The sequence below is a fragment of the Massilia sp. HP4 genome, assembly GCF_005222695.1.
GTDB lineage: Bacteria > Pseudomonadota > Gammaproteobacteria > Burkholderiales > Burkholderiaceae_D > Telluria.
Genome location: NZ_STGG01000030.1, coordinates 17939 through 37660, shown reverse-complemented (window position 1 = coordinate 37660; position 19722 = coordinate 17939). Strand labels below are relative to the sequence as shown.

19 protein-coding genes are annotated in these 19722 nt (G+C 66.5%); 8 read left to right on the top strand and 11 right to left on the bottom strand.

Annotation, left to right across the window (positions count from 1 at the left end; all coding sequences use genetic code 11):
• Positions 1-148: 148 nt before the first annotated feature.
• Positions 149-1057, top strand: a complete 909-nt coding sequence (locus E8M83_RS11930) for a transglycosylase SLT domain-containing protein (protein WP_137173584.1) — start codon at positions 149-151, stop codon at positions 1055-1057.
• Positions 1058-1185: 128 nt separating this feature from the next.
• Positions 1186-1431 carry a hypothetical protein gene (locus E8M83_RS11925; protein ID WP_137173583.1) on the top strand — a complete coding sequence of 82 codons (246 nt, stop codon included), beginning with the start codon at positions 1186-1188 and terminating at the stop codon, positions 1429-1431.
• A gap of 168 nt (positions 1432-1599) precedes the next feature.
• Here E8M83_RS11925 and nusB read toward each other — a convergent pair whose 3' ends face one another.
• Genes nusB through ribBA form a run of 3 tightly spaced genes read right to left on the bottom strand, consistent with a single transcriptional unit; the run spans position 1600 to position 3719 of the window.
• On the bottom strand, positions 1600-2070 hold the full coding sequence (gene nusB / locus E8M83_RS11920) for a transcription antitermination factor NusB (protein ID WP_137173582.1): 471 nt from the start codon (positions 2068-2070) through the stop codon (positions 1600-1602).
• A gap of 19 nt (positions 2071-2089) precedes the next feature.
• Positions 2090-2569: a 6,7-dimethyl-8-ribityllumazine synthase gene (gene ribH / locus E8M83_RS11915; protein WP_005671273.1), complete on the bottom strand. Its 480-nt coding sequence runs from the start codon at positions 2567-2569 to the stop codon at positions 2090-2092.
• 37 nt (positions 2570-2606) lie between these two features.
• Positions 2607-3719 carry a bifunctional 3,4-dihydroxy-2-butanone-4-phosphate synthase/GTP cyclohydrolase II gene (gene ribBA, locus E8M83_RS11910; protein WP_137173581.1) on the bottom strand — a complete coding sequence of 371 codons (1113 nt, stop codon included), beginning with the start codon at positions 3717-3719 and terminating at the stop codon, positions 2607-2609.
• 347 nt (positions 3720-4066) lie between these two features.
• On the opposite strand from ribBA, the gene E8M83_RS11905 reads away from it, so the two are divergent.
• The 6 genes from E8M83_RS11905 to E8M83_RS11880 all read left to right on the top strand — a co-directional run bounded on the left by E8M83_RS11905 (position 4067) and on the right by E8M83_RS11880 (position 14094).
• Complete coding sequence (locus E8M83_RS11905) at positions 4067-6739, top strand: EAL domain-containing protein (protein ID WP_137173580.1); 2673 nt, start codon at positions 4067-4069, stop codon at positions 6737-6739.
• A 93-nt stretch (positions 6740-6832) separates the two neighbouring features.
• The gene (locus E8M83_RS11900) at positions 6833-9745 is read left to right on the top strand and encodes a pitrilysin family protein (protein ID WP_137173579.1); all 2913 of its coding nucleotides are present in this window, start codon (positions 6833-6835) and stop codon (positions 9743-9745) included.
• A 101-nt stretch (positions 9746-9846) separates the two neighbouring features.
• A complete protein-coding gene (locus E8M83_RS11895; protein ID WP_137173578.1) occupies positions 9847-11982 on the top strand; it encodes a TonB-dependent receptor in 2136 nt (711 codons plus the stop codon).
• Positions 11966-12238 carry an iron transporter gene (locus E8M83_RS11890; protein ID WP_137173577.1) on the top strand — a complete coding sequence of 91 codons (273 nt, stop codon included), beginning with the start codon at positions 11966-11968 and terminating at the stop codon, positions 12236-12238. Before E8M83_RS11895 ends, E8M83_RS11890 begins: the two co-directional genes overlap by 17 nt.
• A gap of 9 nt (positions 12239-12247) precedes the next feature.
• Positions 12248-13813 carry a PepSY domain-containing protein gene (locus E8M83_RS11885; protein WP_137173576.1) on the top strand — a complete coding sequence of 522 codons (1566 nt, stop codon included), beginning with the start codon at positions 12248-12250 and terminating at the stop codon, positions 13811-13813.
• Positions 13810-14094, top strand: coding sequence for a DUF3325 domain-containing protein (locus E8M83_RS11880; protein ID WP_137173575.1), 285 nt, complete (start codon positions 13810-13812; stop codon positions 14092-14094). Before E8M83_RS11885 ends, E8M83_RS11880 begins: the two co-directional genes overlap by 4 nt.
• 3 nt (positions 14095-14097) lie before the next feature.
• On the opposite strand, the gene E8M83_RS11875 is transcribed toward E8M83_RS11880, so the two are convergent.
• The 8 genes from E8M83_RS11875 to nrdR form a co-directional block, all read right to left on the bottom strand.
• Positions 14098-14724, bottom strand: coding sequence for a riboflavin synthase (locus E8M83_RS11875; protein WP_137173574.1), 627 nt, complete (start codon positions 14722-14724; stop codon positions 14098-14100).
• A gap of 32 nt (positions 14725-14756) precedes the next feature.
• Entirely contained in the window at positions 14757-15887 is a 1131-nt protein-coding gene (gene ribD / locus E8M83_RS11870; protein WP_229491497.1) for a bifunctional diaminohydroxyphosphoribosylaminopyrimidine deaminase/5-amino-6-(5-phosphoribosylamino)uracil reductase RibD, read from the bottom strand.
• A gap of 23 nt (positions 15888-15910) precedes the next feature.
• Positions 15911-16480 carry a GspH/FimT family protein gene (locus tag E8M83_RS11865; protein WP_170976776.1) on the bottom strand — a complete coding sequence of 190 codons (570 nt, stop codon included), beginning with the start codon at positions 16478-16480 and terminating at the stop codon, positions 15911-15913.
• A gap of 8 nt (positions 16481-16488) precedes the next feature.
• Complete coding sequence (locus E8M83_RS11860) at positions 16489-16938, bottom strand: type IV pilin protein (protein ID WP_137173572.1); 450 nt, start codon at positions 16936-16938, stop codon at positions 16489-16491.
• Positions 16925-17605: a hypothetical protein gene (locus E8M83_RS11855; RefSeq protein WP_229491496.1), complete on the bottom strand. Its 681-nt coding sequence runs from the start codon at positions 17603-17605 to the stop codon at positions 16925-16927. The genes E8M83_RS11860 and E8M83_RS11855 overlap by 14 nt, the downstream gene beginning before the upstream one ends.
• A gap of 7 nt (positions 17606-17612) precedes the next feature.
• Positions 17613-18563, bottom strand: a complete 951-nt coding sequence (locus E8M83_RS11850) for a PilW family protein (protein WP_137173571.1) — start codon at positions 18561-18563, stop codon at positions 17613-17615.
• On the bottom strand, positions 18560-19096 hold the full coding sequence (gene pilV / locus E8M83_RS11845) for a type IV pilus modification protein PilV (RefSeq protein WP_137173570.1): 537 nt from the start codon (positions 19094-19096) through the stop codon (positions 18560-18562). Before pilV ends, E8M83_RS11850 begins: the two co-directional genes overlap by 4 nt.
• A 112-nt stretch (positions 19097-19208) precedes the next feature.
• Positions 19209-19676, bottom strand: coding sequence for a transcriptional regulator NrdR (nrdR, locus tag E8M83_RS11840; protein ID WP_137173569.1), 468 nt, complete (start codon positions 19674-19676; stop codon positions 19209-19211).
• Between the last annotated feature and the right edge of the window lie 46 nt (positions 19677-19722).

The following is a 19722-nucleotide window of genomic DNA, read 5'->3' as shown; positions in this document are numbered from 1 at the left end:
CGCGTCGCGGCGACAAACGATTTTCTGATGCACGGCCAAAGTCCATCCAACGTTTCGCTTAGCGCGAGACGACGGGCAGCTTTTCGCCGCGACAAGGGGAAATTCGATGTTTCATCGTATGGTCACGAGCGCAAGGCTCGTGCAATCCATGGCCAGCCAGCCAATCACGTGGTCTTCCGTGAGCAAAACGGCAAGCGGACTCGTGAAAACCGCACGCACTACCCTGACCGTTTTCGGTCTGACCGCAGTTGCCATGCTGGCACTGTTGTACACCAATGACAGTTTCGCCAAGCGCGTTTCTGAAATGCTGCATCCGCAGCCAACCGTCATCGTCGCCGCAGAAACGGTGGCGCCTGTCGTCGCGCCAACGCCAAAGGCCGTGGCCGAAGCGGTTGCCGTCGAAACGACGCATCTGCGCGATTCGCATGCGCGGCTGGGCAATAGCAAGCAGCAGCAATACGTCACCAACTGGCTGTCCAAGCGTTATCGCGTGGCCGGCGACGCCGCCAATATGCTGGTCTCGACCGCCTACCTGACGGCGCACGAGCTCAAGCTCGATCCGCTGCTGATCCTGGCCGTGATGGCGATCGAATCGGGCCTGAACCCGTTCGCCGAAAGCCCGATGGGCGCCAAGGGCCTGATGCAAGTCATGGCCAAGGTCCATCACGACAAGTTCGAGGACGTGGGCGGCCCGCAGGCGGCCCTGAATCCGGTTGCCAACATCCGTGTCGGCGCCCTGATCCTGAAGGATTACGTCAAGCGCACCGGCTCGGTCGAGGGCGGCCTCAAGACCTATGTCGGCGCGGCCAACCTGGAAACCGATTCGGGCTATGGCAACAAGGTGCTCAACGAGTACCGCCTGCTCAAGAAAGTCTCGAGCGGCCAGAACGTTCCCGTGCGCACCCCGCGCGCAACGCCTGCGCCGGCGATCATCGTGGCCGCCAAGCAGACCGAGACCGACGCGGCCAAGCCTGAGGCGACACCGATGCAGGAGACCAAGACCGTCTCCAATGGCGGCGCGCAGGTGCCGAACGTGGAGCCGCTGGCCGGGCTGTAAGATCACGAGGGGTTGTTATCAGTGAGTCAAAACATGCTTAAAATTGATCAATCTTCTTCAATTTGAGTCGCTCTGAGAGTTGATTTCGCCATCGCGCCTCATCAACACCTAGGCCTATATGCGCACCGATGAAGTTGCGTGATCGTCAGTTCCGCGCAAGGCGAGAACAAAAATCGTCTTTTGCCGAGACAATTTGGGAACTATCTCTTGTTCTGGCCCCTCTTACAACCATCGGTAGCTGCATCTGGTTGCCGATAAAGATGTTGGCGGTGAGTTCCACCGTCCATGCCTGTGGAGGAGAAGGCGCTGGCTTGGCAGGTACATTGCCAGGTGAAACCGTCTCCAGTGAAGCAGGAATTCAAAAGGAAAGTTAACTTCGGTTAGCTTTGCGTAAGTTTGAAAGAACAGAATCCTTCGATGCCACCGCTGTGGCGGTGGCTTTTTTGCGCGCGCCTACATATATATAGACGCGGAAACTACCCAACAAAAAAGCCACCGGCTCGCGCACGGTGGCTTTTCTCGTCAACCTGGAAGCAGAACGATCAACGACGCTCGTTCGCCGCCACTTCTTCAGGACGCAGCTTCGACGCCAGCTTGTCCAGCACGCCATTGACGTACTTGTGCCCATCGATGCCGCCGAACGACTTGGTCAGTTCGACCGCCTCGTTGATGACGACGCGGTAGGGAATCTCGGGATGGTTCTTCAGCTCGTAGGCGCCCAGCAGCAGCACCGCGTGCTCGATCGGCGACAGCTCGGCGATCGCGCGGTCGATCAGCGGGGCGATGGATTCGCGCAGCTCGACCGAGGTGCCGATCGCGCCATTGAGCAGCGCGGAAAAGAATTCGCTGTCAGCCTTGTCGAAGCCATGTGCGCTGCGGATATTGGTCGAGACCACCCGCGCCGATTCATTATTCAGCAGCCATTGGTACAGGCCCTGCAGCGCGAACTCGCGCGCGCGGTGGCGCGGCGTGCGGTTCTTGCTGGGGTTGGCGTGCGTGCTCTTGTCAGTCATTGTTTTCTTGCCTTTACTGTTATTCGTCCTCTGGCACCAGCTCGTCCAGCGCCATCAGGAGGTTGGCCATCTCGACCGCGACGCGCGCTGCGTCGCCGCCTTTTTCGGCCATGCGGACCTCGGCCTGCTCGTCGGTCTCGGTGGTCAGGATCGCGTTGGCGATCGGGATGCCGTAGTCGAGGCCGATGCGGGTAATACCGGCGCCCGATTCGTTCGACACCAGCTCGAAGTGGTAGGTTTCGCCGCGAATCACCGCGCCCAGCGCGATCAGGGCGTCGAACTGCTCGGTCACGGCCATGCGCTGCAGTGCCAGCGGCACTTCGAGGGCGCCCGGCACGGTCACGTGCAGGATGTCTTCGTCGGCCACGCCCAGGCGCTTGAGTTCGGCCAGGCAGGACGACAGCAGGCCGTGGCCCACGTCGGCGTTGAAACGGGCCTGCACGATACCGATGCGCAGGTCTTCGCCCTGCAGATTGCTTTCAAAAGTTCCTACCGTCATGGCTGACCTCTTAGTCTTGTATGGTTGAATGGGTGTTTCAGGCTTCCGGACGCGGTACGTAGCCGGTCACTTCCAGGTCGAAACCAGTCATCGACGGCATCTTGCGCGGATTGGCCAGCAGCTGCATCTTGCCCACGCCGAGGGCGCGCAGGATCTGGGCGCCGATGCCATAGGTGCGCAAGTCCATCGACGCGGCGCGCGCGCCAGCGCGGTTCGCCTTGCCGTCTTGCGGCGCCAGTTGCGCAAACAATTGCTCGGCGCTTTCGCCGCAATTGAGCAGCACGATCACGCCGGCATCGCTGGCCTTGATGGTCTTCATGGCCGAGGCCATGTCCCAGGAATGCGTGGTGGCGCGGTTCTCGAGCAGGTCGAGGATCGACACCGGCTGGTGCACGCGCACCAGCGCCTCTTTCTCGGGCGACAGGTCGCCATGGACCAGGGCCAGGTGGGCCGAGCCGCTCGGGGCGTCGCGGAAGGCCACCAGCTGGAACTCGCCGGCCTCGGTCGACAGCGTGCGTTCGGCCACGCGCTCGACCAGGCATTCGTTCTGGCTGCGGTAATGGATCAGGTCGGCAATGGTGCCGATCTTGAGCTTGTGTTCCTTGGCGAACTCGATCAGGTCAGGCAGGCGCGCCATGGTGCCGTCTTCCTTGATGATCTCGCAGATCACCGAGGCCGGGGTCAGGCCCGCCATCTGCGTCAGGTCGCAACCCGCTTCGGTATGTCCGGCGCGCATCAGGACGCCGCCCTTCTGGGCGCGCAGCGGGAAGATATGGCCCGGCTGCACCAGGTCGTCCGGGGTCGTGCCCTTGTTCACCGCCACCTGGATGGTGCGCGCGCGGTCGGCCGCCGAGATACCGGTGGTGACGCCTTCGGCCGCTTCGATCGACACCGTGAAATTGGTGCCGAACGAGGTGCCATTGCGGGAAGTCATCATCGGCAGCGCCAGGCGGTCGCAGATTTCTTCGGACAAGGTCAGGCAGACCAGGCCCCGCGCATGGCGGATCATGAAGTTGATCGCCTCGGGCGTGACGAAGTCGGCCGCAAGCACGAGGTCGCCTTCGTTCTCGCGATCTTCTTCATCGACCAGGATGACCATGCGGCCGGCGCGAAGTTCGGCAACGATTTCCTCGGTGCTGGAAATAGACATACGGGATTCCTTGAAACGGGAGGGTTATGCGTAATCCGCTATTTTAAAGGATTTACAGGCGTTCAACCGCATTGTCGGCCCCGGCTGTCCCCAAATCGGCAGCACAGCGAAACTGCGGCGTCAATCGATGTTACCAATGAGCAACAACTAGTGATTTTGCGGCTTTAAATTGCTAAGCTCGATGTTTTACGTGCACCACCGTACCGTGATTGCGTCCAACTGTATTATGATTAAGACATCTCTGCCGTATTCGCCCACAGGGTGCGGCTGCATAATTTCGGAGTCGCCATGTCGGTAGTCTTCCCAGTCAGCCGCCCAGGTGCCGCCTCGTACGACAGGCGACGCTGATGGCCACGATCCTGATCGTCGACGACCGTCCGAGCAACCGCAGCTACCTGGCCGCCCTGCTCGGCTACACCGAGCACCGGGTCATCGAGGCAGAAGACGGCGCCCAGGCGCTGGCCGTCACGCGTGCCGACCGTCCCGAACTGATCATCACCGACATCCTGATGCCGACCATGGACGGCTACGAGTTCGTCCAGCAGCTGCGCGCCGATCCCGCCCTGCGCGCGACCCGCGTCATCTTTTTCTCGGCCGTCTATTCGGAACGCGAGACGATGGCGATGGCGGCGCGCTGTGGCGTGACCACCGTGCTGGGCAAGCCGGCCGAGCCGGACCGCATCCTGGCAGCCGTCGCCGCCGAGTTGGGGGTGGCGCGCGGGGCACCGGCGCCGGTGCTGCCGTCGGGCCAGGAACGCGACCGCGACCTGCCGTTCGACCTGTGCGCGCGCCTGTCCGAACTGGAACGCATGTGCATGATGCTGGTGGGCGAGCGCCGCGTCGAGGCCCTGGCCGGCGCCTTCGTCGATGCCGCGCGGCGCGTGCTCGATGCCGACTGTGTCGCCCTGTGCCTGCTGGCCAGCACCGAACGCTCGGTGCGCCACCTGAGCACATTCGGCGTCGAAGGCGGCCTGCTTGCCGACTATGCGCTCAACGAGCAAGACCTGCCGGGCATGCTGCTGCGCGCGCGCGCGCCGCTGCGACTTGGCGGCGATGACGCCCTGCTGGCCACCCTGCCCCAGCACCATCCCGAAGTCGGCCACCTGCTCGGCCTGCAGGTGCACGACCTGCAGCATCCGCTCGGCTGGCTGCACTGCACCCGGCGCGCCGGCGCGGCGGCGTTCTCGGACGAAGAAGAACGCTGGGCCACGGCGCTCGCGGCCCAGTTGGCGGTCGCCTATGAAAACCTGAACCTGTACGAGGTCGTGCAGCACCACGCGGCCCAGCTGCAGCTCGAAGCCATCGCGCGCGCCGACACCGACGCCGCCTTGCGCGACAGCGAGCACCGGCTGGAACTCGCGCGCCAGGTGTTCGACAGCACGCAGGAGGCAATCCTGATGACCGACGCCGAGGCCAGGATCGTGGCCGTCAATCCGGCCTTCGAGGAAATCACAGGCTATCTCGAAGCCGAGGTGCTGGGACGCAGCCCGTCGATGCTGCGCTCGGGGCGCCACGACCCGGCCTTCTACCGCGCGATGTGGGATTGCCTGGAACATGACGGCCAGTGGCGCGGCGAGGTCTGGAACCGCCGCAAGAATGGCGAGATCTACCCCGAACGCACCAGCCTGAGCGTGGTGCGCGACGACAGCGGCAAGATCACCGCCTATGTCTCGGTGTCGACCGACCTGTCGGCGTTGAAGGCGGCCCATCACCAGCTCGACTTCCTGTCGAACCACGATGCACTGACCCTGCTGCCGAACCGCTCGCTGTTCAACGACCGCGTGCAGCAGGCGCTGGCTGCGGCGCGCCAGGACGCCAGCCAGGTAGCGCTGCTGCTGTTTAACGTCGACCGCCTGTCGCGCATCAACGACAGCCTCGGCCACGCGGCCGGCGACGCCGTGCTGCGCGAAGTCGCGCGCCGCGCCGGCGAGGTGGCCGGCCCGACCGATACCGTGGCGCGCCTGTCGGGTGACGAATTCGTGCTGCTCCTGACCAGCTTCGACGACACCGACGACGTGATCTACTGCGCCCAGCGCCTGATCGACGCCGTATCGCAGCCGCTGCTGGTGGGCGAGCACGACGTGGTGGTGACCGGCAGCGTCGGCATCAGCGTCTATCCGCGCGACGGCGACGTCGCCGGCGACCTGCTCAAGGCGGCCGACGCCGCGCTGACCCATGTGAAGGACTCGGGACGCAACGGTTTCAGGTTCTTCAAGGGCGAGATGAATGCAGAGGCGCTGCGCTGGCTGGCGCTCGAAACGCGCCTGCGGCGCGCGATCGAACGCGACGAACTGTCGCTGCACTACCAGCCGCAGGTCTCGCGCCTGGATGGCCGCCTGGTCGGCATGGAAGCCCTGCTGCGCTGGCGCAGCGAAGAGATCGGCCCGGTATCGCCCGCCGACTTCATCCCGCTGGCCGAGGATACCGGCCTGATCCACCCGATCGGCGAATGGGTGATCCGCCAGGCCTGTTTCCAGAACAAGGCCTGGCAAGACGCCGGCCTGGCGCCGGTGCGGGTCGCGGTCAACGTCTCGGCCAACCAGTTCAAGGCCGGCACCGTGGCCCAGGTGGTGCGCACCGCCCTGCACGACAGCGGCCTCGAGGCGCGCTGGCTCGAGGTCGAGCTGACCGAATCCGTGATGCTGGGCGACAGCGCCGCGGCCGAGGCCCAGATGGCCGAGCTGCGCACGCTGGGGGTCTCGCTGTCGCTGGACGACTTCGGCACCGGCTACTCGTCGCTTGGCTACCTGTCGCGCTTCCCGCTCGACAAACTCAAGATCGACCAGACCTTCGTACGCAATATCGCCACCGAACAGCGCAGCGCCGCCATCGCCCAGGCCACGATCGCCCTGGCCCAGGGCCTGTCGCTGGCGGTGGTGGCCGAGGGCGTGGAGACGATCGGCCAGCGCGATTTTCTCGGTTCCCTCGGCTGTGACGTATTGCAGGGCTATCTGTACGGGCGGCCGGTGCCGGCCATCGAAATGGCCCGGCTGCTGGCCCAGGGGCGGGTGGTACTCTGAACTTTAGGGCAGCCTTAAGCCCAGCCGTGCCCGCCCTCCTGCCATGTAGAATGCAATCGACAAGTCATCCAACGACAATAAAATGAGCATCGAATGAGCAACAACTTCACGCGTGGCCTGCCGCTCCTGGCATTGGCCGCGGTCCTGGGCCTGTCCCCGCTGGCGCATGGCGCGCCGCAGGCAGGCCAGGCGCAGGCAACGCCGCAACACGCGGCGGCCCTGCAAATGGATGCGCCGATCCCGGTCGGCCCGCAGGTCAAGGTCGGCAAGCTCGAAAATGGCCTGACCTATTACATCCAGCGTAACGCGCGCCCCGAACACAAGCTCGAATTGCGCCTCGTGGTCAAGGCCGGCTCGATCCTGGAAGACGAAGACCAGCGCGGCCTGGCCCACTTCGTGGAGCACATGGCCTTCAACGGCACCACCAACTTCCGCAAGCACGAGCTGGTGTCCTATCTGCAGTCGATCGGGGTGGGCTTCGGCGCCGACCTGAATGCCTATACCTCGTTCGACGAGACCGTGTATATCCTCCCGATCCCGACCGACAAGCCGGACAACGTCACCAAGGCGTTCCAGGTGCTCGAGGACTGGGCCCACGGCGTGCGCTTCGACGCGGAAGCGATCGAGAAGGAGCGCGGCATCGTGCTGGAAGAGCTGCGCCTGGGTAAAGGCGCCTCGGACCGCATGGGCACGCAGATCTACCCGCGCCTGTTCAACGGTTCAAAATATGCCGAGCGGCTGCCGATCGGGCGCGAGGACGTGCTCAGGAATTTCAAGCCTGACTCCCTGAAGCGCTTCTACCGCGACTGGTACCGCCCCGACCTGATGGCGGTGGTGGTGGTCGGCGACGTCGATCCGGCGCACGCCGAGCGATTGGTCAAGCAACATTTTACGCGCCTGAAGAACCCGGCCAATCCGCGTCCGCGCGACTACGCGACCATCCCGGCGCGCGCCGCGACCGAGGCGCTGGTCGTGACCGACCCCGAAGCCAACGGCAATGCGGTGCTGATCCGCTATCCGGTGCAGCCGGTGCGCGAACTGGGCACCATCGGCGCCTACCGGGAAGAGCTGGTGCAGTCGCTGTTCGGGACCATGCTCAACCAGCGCCTGGCCGAACTGTCGCAGCTGCCCGACGCGCCCTACCTGGGCGCGAGCAGCTCGCTGGGTAAACTCACCCCGCGCTACCATTCCTATAACTCGTCGGCCGCCATCGGGCCGCGCGGCGCCCTGCCCGCGATCGCGGCCCTGGTCCAGGAAAACGAGCGCGCGCGCCAGCACGGCTTCGGCGAGCAGGAGCTCGATCGGGCCAAGAAAGGCCTGATGCGCAGCTACGAGCAGGCCTGGCTCGAGCGCGCCAAGAGCGACTCGGGCAGCTACGCCGCCGAATACATCCGCAACTTCCTGCAGGACGAAGCGATCCCCGGCATCGAGACCGAGTACCGCTATGTGCAGCAGCTGGTGCCGGGCATTTCGCTGGCCGAGATGAACGACTACGCACGGCGCACCATTCCGGCCGATTCGGGCAAGCTGGTGCTGTACACCGGCGTGAGCAAGCCGGATGCGCCGACCGGCGAGCAGTTGCTGGCGGCCGTCAGCGACGCCGCGCGGGCACCGGTGGACCGGCACGACGAAAAGCTGCTGGCGACGCGCCTGATGGAAAAGCCGGCCAGGCCGGGCAAGATCGTCGGCGAAGAACACGACAAGGCGCTGGGCCTGTCGCGCCTGACCCTGTCGAACGGGGTCAAGGTGATCCTGAAGCCGACCGACTTCCGCAACGACCAGGTGATGCTGAGCGCGGCCCGCCCCGGCGGCCAGAGCCTGTTCCCCGACGGCGACATCCTCAATGCGCGTTTCTCGAACGCGATCGTGGCCAGCATGGGCGTGAAGGATTTCAGCCCGCTCGACATGCGCAAGATCCTGGCCGGCAAGACGGCCGGCGTGACCGTGGGCCTGGGCAGCTATAGCGACGTGATCGCGGGCGCCTCGGGCGCCACCGACATCGAGACCATGCTGCAGCTCTTGTGGCTCAAGTTCGCCGAGGTGCGCCGCGACGAAGGGCTGTTCCACGCCTATATCGACAAGCAGGCCGAGATCGCACGCAACCAGCGCAGCCTGCCGGGGCGCTACTTTAACGACGCGCTGGTCGCGGCCCTGTACAACAACCATCCGCGCGCGCCGCGCACGCTCGAGGCCGAAGAATTTTCCAAGATCGACCTGGACCGCAGCATCGATATCTTCCGCCAGCGCTTCTCGAGCGCCAAGGACCTGACCTTCATCCTGGTCGGCAGCTTCGACGAACAAAAGATCCGGCCTCTGCTGGCGACCTATCTCGGCACCCTGCCGACGCCGGACATCCCGGTCGCCTACCGCGACGTGGGCCTGCGCCCGGCCACCGGCGTGGTCAAGCGCGAGGTGCGCAGCGGGACCGAGCCGAAAAGCACCGTCTCGCTGACCTTCACTGGTGCGGCCGAGTTCTCCGAAGCCGAGCAGCTGCGCCTGTCGGCCCTGATCGAAGTGACGAACCTGCGCATCATCGAGGTGCTGCGCGAGAAGATGGCGATGATCTACGGCGGCGGCGCCAGCGGCACCTTGAGCAAGATCCCGTACGGGAACTATGCGGTCGGCATCAGCCTGCCGACCGGCCCGGAACACGTGGACAAGGTAATCGCCGCGACCTTCGCCGAGATCGCGCGCCTGCAGCAGGAAGGCCCGGATGCGGCCGAACTGGACAAGGTCAAGACCGGCTGGATCCAGAACCACCGGCGCTCGCTGCGCGAGAACGGCTACTGGGTCGCGAACCTGCAGTCGGCGCTGACCGAGGGCCTTGACCCGGCCTCGATCCTCTCGGTGGAGCAGCAGGTGCAGGCCCTCACGGCCGACGACATCAAGGCGGCGGCGCGGCGTTACTTCGACACGAACAACTATGTGCAGGTGGTGCTCAATCCCGAAACGCAGGCTGCGTCCAAGGTGGCCAAGGCCGGCAAACCGGGCATGCCGGGCAGCTGACGCGACACCCCTCCGGCGCCGTCGACAGCCCGTGGCGATTTGACACCGACCATCGCCCTACTTGATAATGCTTCTCATTACCAAGTAGACTGGAGTCGTTCGTGCAGTCATCGCAGCCTTTGCCCACCAGCCGCCGTCCGCTCACGGCCCTCGTCCCCCTCGCCCTGCTGGCCACCTCATTCCAGGCGCAGGCCCAGTCCCAGCAGGCAGATAGCGAAGGCGCCGTCGTCGTCGTCGCAGCGTCCCGCTCGAATGTCGAAGTGGACAAGGCGCCGCAGACGGTGGTCGTGATCCGCAAGGAAGACATCGAGCGCCAGCTGACCATTTCGACCAACTCGTCCGACGTCCTCAGCAACATGCTGCCCTCGTACACGCCCAGCCGCGGCAAGATGAACGGTTCGGGCGAGACCCTGCGCGGGCGCGCGCCGCTGATCCTGGTCGACGGCGTGCCGCAATCGAATCCGGTGCGGCCCACCGGACGCGAGGCGCACACGATCGACTACGCGATGGTCGACCGCATCGAGATCGTGCAGGGCCCGAGCGCCATCAACGGCCTGGGCGCGACCGGCGGCACCATCAACATCATCACGCGCCGCCCGGCCGCGGGCAGCTTCAACCAGCACGTCGACGTGCAGGTGACGACGCCGACGTCGGACGTCAACGGCGACCTGCTCGGCTACAAGACGACCTACCGGCTCGATGGCCGCAGGGACAAGCTCGAATACCTGTTCTCGGTCGGCTATGAAGACCAGGGCCTGCACCTCGATGGCGCCGGGCGTTCGATCGGGGTCGACGTGACCCAGGGCGACCTGATGGATTCGCGCAGCTACGACGTGCTGGCCAAGATCGGCTACCGTCCCGACGATCGCCAGCGCCTGCAGTTCTCGCTCAACCGGTACCGGATCAAGTCGAAGGCCAGCTACCTCGGGGTGCCGGGCGACCGCACGCGCGGCATCCCGTCCACCTCGGTCGAGGGCACGCCGCCCGGCACGCCGGCCTGGAACGACGTCTGGACCTCGAGCGCCAGCTATACCCACACCAACCTGGCCGGCATGGAATTGTCGGCGATGGCGTACAGCCAGGAATTCGTCGGCCTGTTCGGCGCCGATAATTCGGCCACCTTCCAGGACGTGTCGATCGCGCCGCGCGGCACCCTGTACGACCAGTCGCGATCGGTCGCCTCGAAATACGGCAGCAAGGTCGGCCTGACGAAGGAAGGCATGCTGGACGGGCGCCTGAAGCTGACGGTCGGCTTCGACACGCTGGTCGACGAGGGCAAGCAGGATATGTACGGCACCAAGCGCACCTTCGTGCCCGAATCGAAGTACCGCAACCTTTCGCTGTTCACCCAGGGCGAATTCAAGCTGCTCGACACGCTGACCCTGCACGCCGGCGCGCGGCGCGAGAAGGCCGATTTCGAAGTGGGCAGCTACCGCACGCTGGCGGCCTACAACAACACCCATGTCGAAGGCGGCAAGATCAAGTTCAACGAGACGCTGCTCAATGCGGGTCTGGTGTTCGAGCCAATCAAGGACGTCACCCTGTACGCCAATTACTCGGAAGGCTTCGGCCTGCCGGACATCGGCCGCACGCTCCGTTCGATCAACGCGCCGGGCCAGAGCATCGGCAGCCTGCGCGCCCTGGAGCCGATCCTGACCGACGGCGTGGAGGCCGGCACCCGCGTGCGCAGGGGCGACTGGGAATTCGACGCCAGCTACTACCGCTCCGACTCAGATTTCGGCGCCCGTGTTGTCTCGGTCGGCGGCGTGTTCGCGATGGCGCGCGAAAAGACGCGGCTCGAAGGCGTCGAGGCCAAGATCGCGCACCGCTTCAATGCCACGCACCGCGCCAGCCTCTCGTATGCGCGCACCAAGGGCCGCTATGACAGCAATAACGATGGCAGCCTGGACGCGAAGCTCGACGGCCTGAACGTGGCACCGGACCGCGTGCTGGCCAGCTGGACCGCGAGCTGGACCGACCGCCTGTCGTCGCTGGTGCAGGCCCAGCATGCTTTCTCGCAGGACTTCGATGAGCCGGCCAAGCGCTTCTCGGGTTATACGCTGGTCGACGCCGCCCTGACCTACAAGCTGCGCAAGGGCGACCTGCGCCTGGGCTTCGCCAACCTGCTCGACAAGGACTACATCACGTATTACTCGCAGAGCGCGCTGGTCGAGCCAAGCCGCTACTTCGCGGGGCGCGGCCGCACCCTGACCGTGGGTTATGCGCTCGGCTTCTGAGCGCGGCCTGCGAACCGTCGGCGCGGTGGGCGGCGGCTACCTGCTGACCGCATTGACGGTGATCGCGGCCGGCGCCGTGCTGGCGCGCCTTGGCATGGCGCGCTCGGAAGCGGTGGCGCTGTCGTCGATGCTGGGCTTCGTGTTCTATCTCGTGCTGCTGGTCTGGGCCTTCGGCGTGCGCAGCGCCGCGCGGCTGTGGGGCGTGTTGGCGGCAGGGGCGCTGCTGATGGCCGCCCTCATCCAGCTGACGGGCTAGGAAGATAATATGGAAGACACCTTCCGCAAATCGATGGCCTGGCTCCATACCTGGGCCGGCGTCGTGCTGGGCAGCGTGCTGTTCGCCGTGTTCTGGATGGGCACCTTGAGCGTGTTCGACCGCGAGATCGATCGCTGGATGATGCCGGCCACTCGCATCTCGCCCACCATCGCCCCCGCCACCGCCCCGCTCTCGCTCGACAGCGTCGCGCGCGCCGTGCTGCCGGCGGTGCCGGCCGGCGCCAGCCAATGGCGGGTCGACCTGCCGACCGAACGCACGCCGGTGCTGCGCTTCACGTACAAGGCAGGCGGTGACGAGCCTGCATCGCGCCAGATGGACCCGCAGCAGCATACCTTCCTGCCTCCGCAAGGCACGCTGGGCGGCAGCGGCTTCTTCTTCCCCTTCCACTACGGCCTGCACCTGCAGTGGATGGAAATCGGCAAGTGGATCGTCGGCGTGGCCGCGATGGCCATGCTGCTGTTGCTGGTCTCGGGCGTGATCATCCACCGCAAGATCTTCGTCCAGTTCTTCACCTTCCGGCCGCGCAAGTCCCTGCAGCGCAGCAGCCTGGACCTGCACAACCTGGTCGGCGTGCTGGGCCTGCCCTTCCACTTCGTCATCACGCTCTCGGGCATGGTCATCTTCATGATGATCTACTTTCCACAGGCGTATTCGGGCGCCTATGGCGAAGGCAAGCAGGCCAAGGCCGAGTTCTTCGCCGATGCCTACGGCAAGTACAGCCGGCCGAAGGCGAACGCCCCGGGCGAGCTGGCCTCGCTCGATGCGATGGCCAACGTGGCGCGGCGCGAATGGGGCGGTACCGCGCCCTATTTCGTGCGCGTCTGGCATCCTGGCGATGCCAACAGCTATGTCGAACTGCGCCGCTCCTATGCGCGCGAGGTCACCATGAACGTCGACCAGATCTTCTTCGACGCGGCCAGCGGCGAGGTGCTGCACCGCTTCCAGGCGGCGCCCGTGATGTCGGCGCAGCGCTTCATCTCGGGCATCCACTTCATCCAGTTCGAGCATTGGACGCTGCGCTGGCTGTATTTCGTGGCGGGGCTGGCCGGCTGCATGCTGATCGCCACGGGGTTCCTGTTCTGGCTCGAGGCGCGCCGCGCGCGGCACACCGCCAGGGGGCTGGCGGGCGTGCGCGTGGTGGAAGGCTTGACCGTTGGCAGCGTCACCGGGATCGTCGTCGCCACGCTGGCCTTCCTGGCCGCCAACCGGCTGCTGCCGCCTGCGCACGGCCTGGCCGGCGAGGACCGCGCCGCGCTCGAAGCCTGGATGTTCTACCTGGCCTGGAGCGCCACCTTCGCCCACGCCTGGTGGCGCGGCGTGGCGGCCTGGCGCGAGCAGGCCTGGGCGGTGTGCGTGCTGGCAGCAAGCTGCGTGCTGCTCAATGCGCTCACCACGGGCGACCATCCGCTGCGGGCGCTGATGGATGGGAAGTGGGCGGTGGCCGGCGTCGACCTGATGCTGCTGGCGCTGGCCGTGATGGCGGCGTGGAGTGCGCGCAAGCTGGCGGCCAGGCCGGTCCGGGCCGGCGCGCTGCAGGCAGAGGTGCGGGCATGACGGCCGTGTTGCTGCTGGCGGCCTGCCTGGCCAGCTATGGCGGCTTCGCCTGCCTGGCGCTGGCGATGCCCGATCACTGGGATCAGGTGATTGGCGGTCCTGGGCGCGCCGCGGCGCCGCGCTGGCTGCGGCCCGCCGGCCTTTGCCTGCTGGGCCTGGCCTATACGCTGTGCGTCTGGCGCGATGGCGCCAGCTTTGGCAGCCTGCTGTGGGCGGTGCTGATCTCGGCGGCGGCCATCGCCGTCGCCTTCACCCTCAGCTGGCGCAACAGGGGCCGCTAGGCGTCAGCGCGCGGCCGACAGCATGCGCTCGACGTAGCGCGCGATCAGGTCGATTTCGAGATTGACCTTCGAGCCGGCCGCCAGGTGCTTGAGGGTGGTGACCTCGATCGTGTGCGGGATCAGGTTGATCGAGAAGCGGCAAACCTTGCTGCCATCGGCTTCCAGGTCCTCGACCCGGTTGACGGTGAGCGACACGCCGTTGACCACGACCGAGCCCTTATATGCCAAAAATTTGCCCAGCTCGTGGGGCGCGTCGATGACCAGCTCGAACGACTCGCCGACCGGCTCGAAGCTGTGCACCTTGCCCAGGCCATCGACATGGCCCGAGACCAGGTGGCCGCCCAAACGTTCGGCCAGGGTCAGCGCTTTCTCGAGATTGACTTCCCCCTGGGCTTCCAGGCCCACCGTCTTGTTCAGGCTCTCGCGCGAGACGTCGACCGTGAACGCCTTGTCGGTCTTCTCGACCACGGTCATGCAGGCGCCGTTGATGGCGATCGAGTCGCCCAGGCCAACATCGGCCAGCGGCAGCGGGCCGGCGTCGACGACCAGGCGCACGCCGGCCTCCAGGCCGCCCGCCAGTGGCGAGACGGAAGTGATGTTGCCGACGGCGGCGACGATTCCAGTAAACATGGGATTCCTTCGTGTTGGTGTCTAGTTCAGTGTCAGTTGGCCGGCTCGACGAAGCGGGCCAGGATGCGCAGGTCGTCGCCCACGCGCGCCACGTCGTGGAAACGCAGCTGGCGGCGCTCGGCCAGGCGTTCGAGCGCGGGCAGGTCGAACATGCCCTGCCCCGGCCCGATCAGGCTCGGCGCCAGGTAGGCGAGTAGTTCGTCGACGCAGCCTTCGCGCACCATCGAGGCGTTCAGCCTGGCGCCCGCTTCGACGTGCACCTCATTGATCTCGCGCCGGCCCAGCTCGCGCATCAGGGCCGGCAGGTCGACCTTGCCGTGCGCGTTCGGCAGCATGATCACCTCGTGGCCGGCGGCTTTCAATGCGGCGGCTTGTTCCGGGTTATCGATAGCTCCCACGATCCAGCAAGGCTCGCCTTGCAGGATGCGGGAATCGAGATCGATCTCGAGGCGGCTGTCGACGATTACGCGGCGCGGCTGCAGCGGCGTGTCGACGCCGCGCACCGTCAGTTGCGGATTGTCGGCCTTGACGGTGCCGATGCCGGTCACGATCGCGCTGGCGCGGGCGCGCCAGGCGTGGCCGTCGGCGCGCGCCTGTTCTCCCGTGATCCACTGGCTCTCGCCGCCCGCCAGCGCGGTGGCGCCGTCCAGGCTGGCCGCGACCTTCAGGCGTACCCACGGCAGGCCGCGCACCATGCGCGAGAAGAAGCCGATATTCAGTTCTTGCGCGGCTTCGGACAGGATGCCCGCCTTGACCTCGATGCCGGCACTTTCCAGCTGGGCCAGGCCGCGGCCGGCCACCAGCGGATTCGGGTCGACCATGGCTGCCACGACCCGCTTCAACCCGGCCTGCACCAGGGCGTCGGAGCATGGCGGCGTGCGCCCGTGGTGGCTGCACGGCTCCAGGGTGACGTAGGCGGTGGCGCCGCGCACGTCGTTGCCGCGTTGGGCGGCGTCGCGCAACGCCTGGATCTCGGCGTGCGCCTGGCCGGCCGGCTGGGTGTGGCCGGCGCCGATCACGATGCCGTCCTTGACGATCACGCAGCCGATGCGCGGGTTCGGCGCGGTGATGTACATGCCGCGCGCCGCCCAATCTAGGGCCAGGGCCATGCCGTCGGTGTCGTTCAGGATCAGTTCGCTGTAGTTCGTCGTGCTAGTCGTCATGCGGTCGTCACCTTGCTCTCGTTTCAGGGCGGCGCGGCGGCGCCGTCGCACCCGTCATCGCGGGCGGGGTCGCACAGGCGTGCCCGCCCGAGCATATTGATTTTAATACGGCGCACCCTGCCGCCATGGAATAGCGACAGCGTGCCGAGGCGCGATGCGGCGCTGTTCGTATCGCTGCAACTGCGTCCCGCGCCATTGTAGGCGATGTATTGCGGCGGCGCAGGGCTGGTGAAGGAATAGCTGACCTGCATGCCTTGCGGCAGCGGGGGATGCACGGCCAGGATCTCGTCGTCCCCGCCCGGTTGCCGATCGTTGTCGCGGTCGACGTAGACGGTCCAGCCGCGCGACCAGTCGCGGCCCGCCTCGTCGTTGGGCGTGAGCTTGACCCGCTCGTTGCGCGCGATCGCCTGCGAACGGGTCAGCTGGATCGCACCATGCAGGTCGCCCGATGCGGTGCGCAGTTGCTGGCCGCGCACCAAATCGTTCAGGTTGGGGGCGGCCACCGCCGCCGTTACCGCGACCACGCCCAGCACCACCACCAGCTCGGCCAGGGACAGGCCGGCGCAACGGCGCTGCCTGATTCGCGAACTCATTGCCAAGCTCACGGCCAGCAGCGTGGAGAAGAGCCGCTGGCCGTTTGCCGGCCCGTGCTGTCGATCGTCAGGGCGCCGCAGTCGGGATCGGCGAAAGCGGCATCCACATTGGCCGTCCCGGGCTGCGCGCGCAGCTCGATGCATTGCGAGATGTCCTGGCCCGGACAGGCATAGCCGTCCAGCTCATAGGCGCTGGCAGCGGCACTGTTGCCGCTCCAGGTCGGGAACTGTCCGGTGTCGGCATCGCTCGCGTCGATCGAGAAGGCGAGATAGGCGTGATGCAGCGCGCGGTATTGTTCCTGGCGCTGCATGGCGTCGAGCAGCGCCAACTGGGCTTCGAGGCGACGCGCCTTGACGATCTGTTGCGTGTACGAGGGATAGACGAGCGCGGCCAGGATACCCAGGATCGCCAGCACGGCCAGCAGCTCGATCAGCGTGAATCCATCACCGCGTCTCATGTGCTCCCTTTCCTGAGATGACAAAATCGGATGCGGCCGCCAGCTCGCTCCAGTTCCCCAGTTCGCGCCAACCGATGCGCCGGCCCGGCGCGCCGCCAGGCGGCTTGCGGTAATAAGCTTGCAGCGCAGCATGCGTCCCCGGCATGCTGCCCGCGCCGCGCGCCGTGATCCGGTACAGCTGGCCATCGGGCGAGGCCGGCATCAGCTCGATCAGGTAGCGTGGCGCCTCAAGCGGCAACGCGCCCTCGCCGCCCGGCATGCTGGCGCCGGTAAAGCTGCCGAACAACACCGCGGGGCCGTCGTCGTCGAGCAGCAGCTCGGCCAGCCGCACCGGATCGGTTTCGTGGATGCACAAGCCGTTGTAGGGTCTTGCGCCGCCACAGCCGGCGACGAAGGCATCGGCGCTGCCGCCGGCGATGGCGTTGGCGCGCGCCGAACCGGGCTCCGCGCCGCCTTCGATGTCCTGCTCGGCATCGTGCAGGGCAGCGCCGGCCATCTGCAGCGCCAGCATCCGATCCCGTTCATGCGCGGCGGCCCGGGCGCCCTGCAAGGCGCCGCGGGTGGAGGCGATGCCGGTCATGAGCACCGCCAGCATCAGCACCAGGGCGGTCAGCAGCGCGATGCCGCCTTCCCGCCGACGGGATGCAGTTGTATGAATGCCGCGCATGCGAAGCTTATTCCGGCGCCACGGGCAGCGCGACGGTCACGCCATAGACCTTGCGCATGCGCGCTTCGCGCCCCCCGTCGAGCGCTGCATCGAGCGCAGACGCGGCCAGCCGCGTCCCGGGATCGCCTGCGGAGTGCGTGGCGCCATGGTCCGGGCCGAACAGCTCGTACACCACCCTGGCGCCCGCGCCCGCATCGAGGCGCGGGCCGTGCAGCAGCAGGGCAACCCGCACCGTCGCGATCCGTTTCCAGTGCGTGCGTTTGCGAAGGTCGGCCGCCCTTCCCTCTGGCGTGGCGCCGACCAGCAACAGGGCGGCATCGAGCGCAGCCAGCTCGGTCGCATTGACATAGCGGTTCGGGACGCCGTCGCCGTCGGAATCGAAGCCATACAGCACCTGGAAGCTCTCGACCCGCCCCGCCACCGCGTCCGACGACCAGCTGCTCGCGCCGCGGTACTTGCAGCGCAATTCGGCATCACCCTGGGCATTGCGCGCCACATAGAAGATGCTCCAGCCCTCCTCGTCGCGGTGCACCGGGAAGCCGGCGCAGTCCAGGGTCGCGCCATCGCCGTCGGGCGGCGCACCGCTGCCGGGAAAGCGCAGTGCCAGCACGTCGCTACCATTGGCGGTGTCGGGCAAGGGCGACTCGATGCCGGGGCTGGTGCGCGAAAGCGAGCTGGCATCCAGTCCGGCCAGGCGTGCCGGTGCCGCCGGATCCGGCGTGGGATGCGCCGCCCAATCGACATGCGCCGCCAACCGTATCGCGCGCGCCAGCGCATCCATCGCATAGCGGGCGCTGTCGTCCATGTCGGACGCTTCCATGACGGCGGCATGCGCACGGACACTGGTGACCAGCAGCGAACCTGCCGCCAGCAGCACCGCCAGGCCGAGCGCCATCGCCACCATCAGCTCGGCGATCGTCAGGCCGGCCTGCCGCGCACGGCGATGACGGATGCTCATTGCGCCACCAGCAAGACGTAGCCCGGCGCATCGGCCGTGCCATGCCAGCCGACCTTGATCGCCACCGGCGCACCGGCCTCGCCCCCGCATTCCCACCGGTAGCGGCTGAGCGACTCATCCCATGGCGCCCCGTCGCGGCAGACCGCGATGCGCCCGGCGGGAAAGCCCCTGTGCACCGCCAGCCGCGTCTCGTGCAGGTCGAAGGCGGCCAGCGCCGATGGATCGCAGGCGCCCGAACCGAAACACGGGGAGCCAGCCGCGGGCGGGCCGTCGGCCAGCGCGTCGTAATCGAGCGAGAGATAGGGATTGGCGCCATCAGGCAGGCCGGCCACGTTCGCATTGGCCTGCATGCGCGCCGCCAGCGAGGCGGCCAGCAGCGCCGCTTCGGAGCTCAATGCCGCCTGCTGGCGCGTGCGCTGCGCCGCCAGTTGCGCCGCACCGGCGCCGACAACGCCGACCGCGAGCACGAACAAGGCCACCAGGACTTCGATCATGGTGAAGCCGCCGGGGATGCCAGGACGATGCGCCTGCATGACCACTCCTTCCGCTAACGATGTGCGAGCAGAGAAGTTATCAGGCAGGCTTCATGCGCCCATGCGTCGGCGCAAGCGTGCGCCGGGCAAAAAACGGAACTTGGAAACGCCGTTAATTGTCGAGCTTGCGCTGGTGACCGACTTCGGCCAGCGCCGCCTGGAAGGAATCCAGGTCCTCGAAATTCTTGTAGACGGAAGCGAAGCGGATATAGGCGATCTTGTCGAGCCGCTTGAGCTCTTCCATCACCAGCTCGCCGACATGCACGCTCTCGACTTCGCGCCGGCCGCTGGTCAGCAGCTTTTCCTCGATCGAGGCGACGGCGCGGTCGATCGCCTCGGCCGCCACCGGGCGCTTTCTCAGCGCCAGCATCAGGCTGCCGCGCAGCTTGGAGGAAGCGAACTCGGTGCGGCTGCCATTCTTCTTGACGATGATCGGCATCGACAGTTCAATACGCTCATAGGTCGTGAAGCGCTTGTCGCACTTGCCGCAGCGGCGCCGGCGCCGGATGGCATCCCCTTCCTCGGATACGCGGGTATCGAGGACTTGTGTTTCTTCATGCTGGCAAAAGGGACATTTCATGGCGCCGGGGCTGCAGGTACTACATGGATACTGACATCGGGCCGGC

What these genes read in the sequence shown, in the direction of transcription:
- E8M83_RS11925 (WP_137173583.1), top strand. Translation starts at nt 1,186, where the DNA reads ATGAAGTTGCGTGATCGTCAGTTCCGCGCAAGGCGAGAACAAAAATCG.
- E8M83_RS11850 (WP_137173571.1), bottom strand. Translation starts at nt 18,563, where the DNA reads ATGAGCATCCGTCATCGCCGTGCGCGGCAGGCCGGCCTGACGATCGCC.
- E8M83_RS11855 (WP_229491496.1), bottom strand. Translation starts at nt 17,605, where the DNA reads ATGCGCGGCATTCATACAACTGCATCCCGTCGGCGGGAAGGCGGCATC.
- E8M83_RS11885 (WP_137173576.1), top strand. Translation starts at nt 12,248, where the DNA reads ATGGAAGACACCTTCCGCAAATCGATGGCCTGGCTCCATACCTGGGCC.
- ribD (WP_229491497.1), bottom strand. Translation starts at nt 15,887, where the DNA reads ATGACGACTAGCACGACGAACTACAGCGAACTGATCCTGAACGACACC.
- E8M83_RS11905 (WP_137173580.1), top strand. Translation starts at nt 4,067, where the DNA reads ATGGCCACGATCCTGATCGTCGACGACCGTCCGAGCAACCGCAGCTAC.
- E8M83_RS11890 (WP_137173577.1), top strand. Translation starts at nt 11,966, where the DNA reads ATGCGCTCGGCTTCTGAGCGCGGCCTGCGAACCGTCGGCGCGGTGGGC.
- E8M83_RS11900 (WP_137173579.1), top strand. Translation starts at nt 6,833, where the DNA reads ATGAGCAACAACTTCACGCGTGGCCTGCCGCTCCTGGCATTGGCCGCG.
- E8M83_RS11860 (WP_137173572.1), bottom strand. Translation starts at nt 16,938, where the DNA reads ATGAGACGCGGTGATGGATTCACGCTGATCGAGCTGCTGGCCGTGCTG.
- E8M83_RS11930 (WP_137173584.1), top strand. Translation starts at nt 149, where the DNA reads ATGGCCAGCCAGCCAATCACGTGGTCTTCCGTGAGCAAAACGGCAAGC.
- ribH (WP_005671273.1), bottom strand. Translation starts at nt 2,569, where the DNA reads ATGACGGTAGGAACTTTTGAAAGCAATCTGCAGGGCGAAGACCTGCGC.
- E8M83_RS11880 (WP_137173575.1), top strand. Translation starts at nt 13,810, where the DNA reads ATGACGGCCGTGTTGCTGCTGGCGGCCTGCCTGGCCAGCTATGGCGGC.
- E8M83_RS11865 (WP_170976776.1), bottom strand. Translation starts at nt 16,480, where the DNA reads ATGAGTTCGCGAATCAGGCAGCGCCGTTGCGCCGGCCTGTCCCTGGCC.
- E8M83_RS11875 (WP_137173574.1), bottom strand. Translation starts at nt 14,724, where the DNA reads ATGTTTACTGGAATCGTCGCCGCCGTCGGCAACATCACTTCCGTCTCG.
- nrdR (WP_137173569.1), bottom strand. Translation starts at nt 19,676, where the DNA reads ATGAAATGTCCCTTTTGCCAGCATGAAGAAACACAAGTCCTCGATACC.
- nusB (WP_137173582.1), bottom strand. Translation starts at nt 2,070, where the DNA reads ATGACTGACAAGAGCACGCACGCCAACCCCAGCAAGAACCGCACGCCG.
- pilV (WP_137173570.1), bottom strand. Translation starts at nt 19,096, where the DNA reads ATGCAGGCGCATCGTCCTGGCATCCCCGGCGGCTTCACCATGATCGAA.
- ribBA (WP_137173581.1), bottom strand. Translation starts at nt 3,719, where the DNA reads ATGTCTATTTCCAGCACCGAGGAAATCGTTGCCGAACTTCGCGCCGGC.